The organism is Bacillus sp. FSL K6-2861 (genome assembly GCF_038630725.1).
Lineage (GTDB): Bacteria > Bacillota > Bacilli > Bacillales > Bacillaceae > Bacillus > Bacillus velezensis.
This window is the reverse complement of sequence record NZ_CP152037.1, coordinates 167,501-170,000: the sequence shown is the minus strand read 5'-3', so window position 1 is coordinate 170,000 and position 2,500 is coordinate 167,501. Positions and strand designations below refer to the sequence as shown.

The window sequence follows — 2,500 nt, the reverse complement described above, 5'->3', positions numbered from 1 at the left end:
CCCCGCACTTTTCAACGTGCGTGGGTTCGGGCCTCCATTCAGTGTTACCTGAACTTCACCCTGGACATGGGTAGATCACCTGGTTTCGGGTCTACGACCACGTACTCAATTCGCCCTATTCAGACTCGCTTTCGCTGCGGCTCCGCATCTTCTGCTTAACCTTGCACGGGATCGTAACTCGCCGGTTCATTCTACAAAAGGCACGCCATCACCCGTTAACGGGCTCTGACTACTTGTAGGCACACGGTTTCAGGATCTCTTTCACTCCCCTTCCGGGGTGCTTTTCACCTTTCCCTCACGGTACTGGTTCACTATCGGTCACTAGGGAGTATTTAGCCTTGGGAGATGGTCCTCCCGGATTCCGACGGAATTTCACGTGTTCCGCCGTACTCAGGATCCACTCAGGAGAGAACGAAGTTTTGACTACAGGGCTGTTACCTCCTATGGCGGGCCTTTCCAGACCTCTTCATCTACCTCGTTCCTTTGTAACTCCGTACAGAGTGTCCTACAACCCCAAGAGGCAAGCCTCTTGGTTTGGGCTGATCCCGTTTCGCTCGCCGCTACTCAGGGAATCGCATTTGCTTTCTCTTCCTCCGGGTACTTAGATGTTTCAGTTCCCCGGGTCTGCCTTCTCATATCCTATGTATTCAGATATGGATACCACTCCATTACGAGTGGTGGGTTTCCCCATTCGGAAATCTCCGGATCAAAGCTTGCTTACAGCTCCCCGAAGCATATCGGTGTTCGTCCCGTCCTTCATCGGCTCCTAGTGCCAAGGCATCCACCGTGCGCCCTTTCTAACTTAACCGTTAAAAAGAATCACTACGTGATATCTTGCATTACTAATTGAATGTGAATTACTTCTGTTATCTAGTTTTCAAAGAACAACATCTCGAAGAATCGAATGATCCTTCAAAACTAAACAAGACAGGGAACGTTCTGTTTATAAGACCCAAGGTCTTATATTCCGTTAAAATCCTTAGAAAGGAGGTGATCCAGCCGCACCTTCCGATACGGCTACCTTGTTACGACTTCACCCCAATCATCTGTCCCACCTTCGGCGGCTGGCTCCATAAAGGTTACCTCACCGACTTCGGGTGTTACAAACTCTCGTGGTGTGACGGGCGGTGTGTACAAGGCCCGGGAACGTATTCACCGCGGCATGCTGATCCGCGATTACTAGCGATTCCAGCTTCACGCAGTCGAGTTGCAGACTGCGATCCGAACTGAGAACAGATTTGTGGGATTGGCTTAACCTCGCGGTTTCGCTGCCCTTTGTTCTGCCCATTGTAGCACGTGTGTAGCCCAGGTCATAAGGGGCATGATGATTTGACGTCATCCCCACCTTCCTCCGGTTTGTCACCGGCAGTCACCTTAGAGTGCCCAACTGAATGCTGGCAACTAAGATCAAGGGTTGCGCTCGTTGCGGGACTTAACCCAACATCTCACGACACGAGCTGACGACAACCATGCACCACCTGTCACTCTGCCCCCGAAGGGGACGTCCTATCTCTAGGATTGTCAGAGGATGTCAAGACCTGGTAAGGTTCTTCGCGTTGCTTCGAATTAAACCACATGCTCCACCGCTTGTGCGGGCCCCCGTCAATTCCTTTGAGTTTCAGTCTTGCGACCGTACTCCCCAGGCGGAGTGCTTAATGCGTTAGCTGCAGCACTAAGGGGCGGAAACCCCCTAACACTTAGCACTCATCGTTTACGGCGTGGACTACCAGGGTATCTAATCCTGTTCGCTCCCCACGCTTTCGCTCCTCAGCGTCAGTTACAGACCAGAGAGTCGCCTTCGCCACTGGTGTTCCTCCACATCTCTACGCATTTCACCGCTACACGTGGAATTCCACTCTCCTCTTCTGCACTCAAGTTCCCCAGTTTCCAATGACCCTCCCCGGTTGAGCCGGGGGCTTTCACATCAGACTTAAGAAACCGCCTGCGAGCCCTTTACGCCCAATAATTCCGGACAACGCTTGCCACCTACGTATTACCGCGGCTGCTGGCACGTAGTTAGCCGTGGCTTTCTGGTTAGGTACCGTCAAGGTGCCGCCCTATTTGAACGGCACTTGTTCTTCCCTAACAACAGAGCTTTACGATCCGAAAACCTTCATCACTCACGCGGCGTTGCTCCGTCAGACTTTCGTCCATTGCGGAAGATTCCCTACTGCTGCCTCCCGTAGGAGTCTGGGCCGTGTCTCAGTCCCAGTGTGGCCGATCACCCTCTCAGGTCGGCTACGCATCGTCGCCTTGGTGAGCCGTTACCTCACCAACTAGCTAATGCGCCGCGGGTCCATCTGTAAGTGGTAGCCGAAGCCACCTTTTATGTCTGAACCATGCGGTTCAAACAACCATCCGGTATTAGCCCCGGTTTCCCGGAGTTATCCCAGTCTTACAGGCAGGTTACCCACGTGTTACTCACCCGTCCGCCGCTAACATCAGGGAGCAAGCTCCCATCTGTCCGCTCGACTTGCATGTATTAGGCACGCCGCCAGCG

At 53.1% G+C, this 2,500-nt stretch carries 2 rRNA genes (both cut by a window edge); both read right to left on the bottom strand.

Features of this window, described 5'->3' with window-relative positions:
- Window positions 1-808, bottom strand: a 23S ribosomal RNA gene (locus NYE62_RS00995); it reaches 2,122 nt to the left of the window's first position.
- Between the two features lie 175 nt (window positions 809-983).
- Window positions 984-2,500, bottom strand: a 16S ribosomal RNA gene (locus NYE62_RS00990) (it continues 33 nt past the right edge of the window).
- Together the 16S and 23S rRNA genes form the textbook arrangement of a ribosomal RNA operon.